Source organism: Tahibacter caeni (assembly GCF_024609805.1).
GTDB classification, from domain to species: domain Bacteria; phylum Pseudomonadota; class Gammaproteobacteria; order Xanthomonadales; family Rhodanobacteraceae; genus Tahibacter; species Tahibacter caeni.
In genome coordinates this window covers 1-5,506 of sequence record NZ_JANFVR010000318.1, presented here as the reverse complement: position 1 = coordinate 5,506, position 5,506 = coordinate 1, and the positions used below count along the sequence as shown (strand labels likewise).

The 5,506-nt window shown below is 69.0% G+C and carries 5 protein-coding genes; 4 read left to right on the top strand and 1 reads right to left on the bottom strand.

Annotated features, from left to right (window positions below):
- Positions 1–131: 131 nt before the first annotated feature.
- The 4 genes from NON22_RS19705 to dxs all read left to right on the top strand — a co-directional run bounded on the left by NON22_RS19705 (position 132) and on the right by dxs (position 4,701).
- Complete coding sequence (locus NON22_RS19705; RefSeq protein ID WP_257388686.1) at positions 132–611, top strand: GNAT family N-acetyltransferase; 480 nt, start codon at positions 132–134, stop codon at positions 609–611.
- A 190-nt stretch (positions 612–801) separates the two neighbouring features.
- Positions 802–1,722 (top strand): right-handed parallel beta-helix repeat-containing protein, encoded by a 921-nt coding sequence (locus tag NON22_RS19700; protein ID WP_257388685.1) that lies wholly within the window; start codon positions 802–804, stop codon positions 1,720–1,722.
- A gap of 142 nt (positions 1,723–1,864) precedes the next feature.
- On the top strand, positions 1,865–2,458 hold the full coding sequence (locus tag NON22_RS19695) for an HNH endonuclease (RefSeq protein ID WP_257388684.1): 594 nt from the start codon (positions 1,865–1,867) through the stop codon (positions 2,456–2,458).
- Positions 2,459–2,802: 344 nt separating this feature from the next.
- Positions 2,803–4,701, top strand: a complete 1,899-nt coding sequence (dxs, locus tag NON22_RS19690; RefSeq protein WP_257388683.1) for a 1-deoxy-D-xylulose-5-phosphate synthase — start codon at positions 2,803–2,805, stop codon at positions 4,699–4,701.
- Between the two features lie 288 nt (positions 4,702–4,989).
- On the opposite strand, the gene NON22_RS19685 is transcribed toward dxs, so the two are convergent.
- Positions 4,990–5,506: peptide chain release factor N(5)-glutamine methyltransferase (locus tag NON22_RS19685; protein WP_257388682.1), on the bottom strand; the 517-nt coding region annotated here is incomplete at its 5' end.

The following is a 5,506-nucleotide window of genomic DNA, read 5'->3' as shown; positions in this document are numbered from 1 at the left end:
CCGCCGGCCGGCACGGGCAGCGCGCGGTCCGGCCGAGGACTGGCGCGGCGCCCCGCGCTTCCGCTAACTTGCACCTACCGCGGTCGGGCCGCGTGCAGGCCGCGGAAACATCCTCCATCGACACTGCGACCATGGACCAACAATCCGGCATCCACATTCGCCTGGCTGATGCCGGCGACGACGATTTCATTCTTGGCCTGGTCGATCGTTTCGTGGATTTCGAGTTGCCGCGCTGGCGCCGCCGCGGCGAGACCGCCGAAGGCATACGCCGCGACATCGCCCGACACCTGCGCGAACAGCCGGCCGGCTCGCACCTGTTCGTCGCCGAGGACGACGATGGCGAGCTCGTCGGCTTCCTGCACCTGCAGCTCATGACCGATTTCTTCACCGGCGCGCAGAACTGCCACATCTCCGACCTGGTCACCGCGCCCGGCCATGACGGCAAGGGTGTCGGCAGCGCCCTGCTCGCCTACAGCGAACGCTTCGCCCGCGACCATCACTGCCGCCACGTCACCCTGGCCGTGTTCGAGGGCAATGCGCGCGCGCGTTCCCTGTACGAGCGCAAAGGCTACGGCGTGGAATTGTTGCGGATGGTCAAACCGGTCAAATAGCCGGCCGGGCAATCCCTCACGCCGCGACCGTCGCCGAGGCATACAATCGGCGCGGGCCGGTCCGGGGGGCGGTCCGCCCACGCAGTTCGCCGCCGGCAATAGGTTCGGCCGCCTTTATGCGCTTTGCCGGTAGGCACGGTCCGCGGTCGCCGCGGTGTCACACACACCCTACTCCCACAGGGGCAAGCCCATGAAAGCCATCGCTCTGATCCGCCAGCTCGTCGCGGTCGTACTGCTGTATTCCCTGTTCATCGCGGGCGCCCATGCCCAGGCCACGCGCACCTGGGTGTCCGGCGTCGGCGACGACGCCAACCCGTGCAGCCGCACGGCGCCGTGCAAGACCTTCGCCGGCGCGATTTCCAAGACCGCTGCCCAGGGCACGATCAATGCTCTGGATCCGGCCGGCTACGGTGCGGTGACCATCACCAAGTCGATCACGATCGACGGCACCGGCACCAACGCGTCCATCCTGTCGGCGGGCACCAACGGCATCATCATCAATGCGGCGACGACCGACACGGTCGTGATCCGCAACGTGAACATCGAGGGCGTCAACACGGGCCTGAACGGCATCCGCGTCCTGCAGGCCGGCACCGTCATCCTCGACAACGTGTTCATTACACGCGTCACGCAGAAGGGCGTGGACGTGGCCCCCGCCTCGACCGCAGTCAACTTCAACGCCAAGAACGTGCGCACGTTCGCCGCCGCCGGCGGCGGCATCGTGCTGACGCCGGGCGCGACCGGCTCGGTCACCGCGACGATCGACGGCTCCAGCTTCGACAGCGGCTCGATCGGCATGCAGGTCAACGCGCGCGCAAAGGCCACGGTGCGCAACTCCACGGCGGCCAACAACTCCGGTGCCGGCTTCAGCGCGAACGGCGGCTCCGGCGCGACGCTGGTGGCGGACAACGTCGTGTCGAGCAACAACGCCGGCGCGGGCTTCGCGGCGGTCAATTCGGGCTCGCTGGTGACGATCTCGCGCAGCGCCACGCTGAACAACGGCATAGGCCTGCAGGCGCTGATCAGCGGCGTGGTGCAATCCTTCGGCGACAACCGCAACGTCGGCAATGCCGTCCCCGGCGGCGTGCCGCCGACCATTCCGCTGCAGTAAAGCCGCGCGCCGGCTCCAGGGGCCGCGCGCAGCATCGCGCGGCCCCACCGAAACTCCGAGAAATCCGTTATGCTCCCCGCGCAATCAGGGAGTTACGACGGCAGGAACGCCCGTTTCGCAGTTGGCGCAAACGGAGGACTGAATGCTCGGAGCTATCCGTACACGGAACGACATCCACACGACGCGCGTGTTGTCGCTGGATTCCACCGGCCGCATCCTCGACTGGATGAGCTGGCAGGAAGCGGTTTGCCTTTATGTCCGCGGCGCGGTCGCCTGGACCCTCGGCGATCCCTGCCTGACGATCCACGGCGGCATGAACCGCGATTCCGGCCTGCAAAGCCAGCTGGACCTGCACCCGATCGTCGCGAGCCGCGGCCACGCCCGGCCGGGCAGCTACGAGCCGGCGCCGGCGCTGACCAATACCGCGCTGTTCGCCCGTGACCGCCATCTCTGCCTTTATTGCGGCCAGCATTTCCACAAGAACCAGCTGACCCGCGACCACGTGCTGCCGCTGTCCAAGAAAGGCCTGGACGAGTGGGAGAACGTCGTCAGCGCCTGCCTGAGCTGCAACGTCCGGAAAGGCAGCCGCACGCCGCAGCAGGCCGGCATGCCGCTGCTGGCCGTGCCGTACCGGCCGAGCTGGGTCGAGCATCTGATCCTGTCCAACCGCAACATCCTCGCCGACCAGATGCAGTTCCTCGTCGGCCACCTGCCCAAGCACCGCCGCGCGAGCTGATTCGAGCGGTTGCCGCGGCTTGCCGGCGAGCGGAGTTTCGTCGAGCGCTTTCCGCGGTTGCGCCCGGACTCGCCGGGCTGCAAAGCCCGACACCGCCGCCGATTCGGCTTTTCCCCTCTCCTCGCCCTCTCTCCCCGACGAGCAGGCCGGGGAGAGAGGGAGCTCTGCAGCACCGCCGCGGCAGCAGCCATGCCCGCTGCCGCCCGGCGGCCGCCGCAACCATGGCCGCATGCCCCTCCGCGTCAGCCTGCCGCAGCGTTTGCCCTTGTTTTGCAAGTTTGTTTCCTTGCCCCCGCCGCAGGCGTCGCCGAAAATAGCTGCCTGACGTCCGGATCTACCTGCAAATGATCGATTCTGAGCGCTATCCGCTCCTTGCCAAGCTCGACACGCCCGCCGCCCTGCGCCAGCTCGGCGAGACCGACCTGCCCGCCGTCGCGCGCGAACTGCGCGACTACCTCGTCGAATCCGTGGCGAGCTCCGGCGGCCATTTCGGCGCCGGTCTCGGCGTCATCGAACTGACCGTCGCGCTGCATTACCTGTTCGACACGCCGCGCGACCGCCTGGTCTGGGACGTCGGCCATCAGTGCTATCCGCACAAGATCCTGACCGGCCGCCGCGACCGCATCACGACCGTCAAGAAGAAGAACGGCCTCGCGCCGTTCCCGCGCCGCGAAGAGAGCGAGTACGACACCTTCGGCGTCGGCCATTCGTCCACCTCGATTTCCGCCGCGCTCGGCATGGCCATCGCCGCCCAGCGCAAGGGCGACCTGCGCAAGATCGTCGCCGTGATCGGCGATGGCGCGGCGACGGCCGGCATGGCCTTCGAGGCGCTGAACCACGGCGGCGACGTGGAGCCCGACATGCTCGTCGTGCTCAACGACAACGGCATGTCGATCAGCGAGAACGTCGGCGCAATGAGCAAGATGCTCGCGCGGCTGATGTCGAGCCGGCGCCTGAACCTGCTACGCGACCGGGCCAAGGCCGCAATGCCGCGCGGCTCGTTCGCCTGGCGCTTCCTGCGCCGCTGGGAGGAGCACGCCAAGGGCATGTTCGTGCCGTCGACTTTGTTCGAGGAACTCGGCTTCCATTACACCGGCCCGATCGACGGCCACGACCTGCCGGCGCTGCTGCACGCATTGCGCACGGTCAAGGAGCTCAAGGGTCCGCAGCTGCTGCACGTGGTGACGACCAAGGGCAAGGGTTACGCCCCGGCTGAATCCGAGCAGATCGAATACCACGCGGTGGGCCCGTTCGATCCGGTCAAGGGCCTGGTCAAGAAGGCGCCGGGCAAGCCGACCTATACCGACATCTTCGGCGACTGGCTCTGCGACATGGCCGCGGCCGACGAGCGCCTCTACGGCATCACGCCGGCTATGCGCGAAGGCTCGGGCCTCGTGCGCTTCTCGCAGGAATACCCGCGGCGCTATTTCGACGTCGCGATCGCCGAGCAGCATGCGGTCACCCTCGCCGCCGGCATGGCCTGCGAAGGCGCCAAGCCCGTCGTCGCGATCTATTCGACCTTCCTGCAGCGCGCCTACGACCAGTTGATCCACGACGTCGCGATCCAGAATCTCGACGTGACCTTCGCGATCGACCGCGCCGGCGTGGTCGGCCCCGACGGCGCGACGCACGCGGGCAGCTTCGACCTGTCTTATCTGCGCTGCATTCCGAACATGGTCGTCATGGCTCCGGCCGACGAGGCCGAATGCCGCCAGATGCTGACGACCGGCTTCCGCCATCCGGGCCCGGCGGCCGTGCGCTATCCGCGCGGCACCGGTCCGGGCCGTGCGGTCGAGCAGGAACTGACCGCCTTGCCGATCGGCAAGGCCGAACTGCGCCGCGAGGGCCGCCGCATCGCGCTGCTCGCGTTCGGCAGTCCGCTCGCGGCCGCCGAAACCGTCGCGCGCGAGATCGACGCGACCGTCGTCAACATGCGCTTCGTCAAGCCGCTGGACACCGAGCTGCTGCGCCAGCTCGCCCAGAGCCACGAGGCGTTCGTCACGATCGAGGACAACGCCGTGCAGGGCGGCGCCGGTTCCGCGGTCGCCGAATTCCTCGCAGCCGAAGGCCTCCTGCGGCCGATGCTGCAGCTCGGCCTGCCGGACGAATTCCTCGACCACGCCAGCCGCGAGGACCTGCTCGCACAGAGCGGCATCGACGCCGACGGCATACGCCGCGCCGTGCGCCAGCGCTTCGCCGCGCTGCTGCCGCAGCAGCCGGCGCCGCTGCGCAGCGCGGGCTGAACCGCCGGGGCCGAGCCCGAAGCCGGCCGCAGCGAGCACGAAAAAAGCCCCCGCCAGTGGCGGGGGCCGTGAGCACGTTCCGTTGGCGGCGACCGAAGTCGGCCTGCCGAGGGTCCCGCCGCGCCTGCCTCACGACAGTCGCTGTGCACTGGAGCCTGAATCGCTCCGCGGCGGGGGCCACACCAGCCATGTGGCCTGGAGCGTATGTTCCGGATTCGCCGGGACTATGTCCGTGAGGTGTGATCCGGTTGGCAGTTGAAGCAGTCGACAGCGCAACTGCGAACTGCGTCACGCTTTTCCGGCGGACCCGGGCCATTCGCCGCCGCTGACCCGGTCATGGCCGGCCAGATCCTGCCAGGTCGCCGTCTCAAGGAAACCAGCGGCCTGCAGCAGCGCCCGTACCGCCGGTCCCTGGTCGTAGCCGTGCTCGAGCAGCAGCCAGCCGCCGTCGCGCAGATGCGCGCCGGCCCCGGCGACGATGCGACGGATGTCGTCGAGGCCGTCGGCGCCGGAGGCCAGCGCGCCCGGCGGCTCGAAGCGCAGGTCGCCCTGCCGCAGATGCTCGTCGCCGGTCGCGATGTACGGCGGATTCGACGCGATCAGATCGAAGCGCCGGCCCGGCACGGCGGCGAACCAGGAGCCTTCCGCAAATTCCACATTGGAAATCCCGTTCTTGTGCGCATTGCCGCGCGCGACCGCGAGCGCGGCCGCGTTCGCGTCGGTCGCGACGACGCGGACCCGCGGCCGCTCGGCGGCGATCGCCAGCGCGATCGCGCCGCTGCCGGTGCCCAGGTCGGCGACGTCC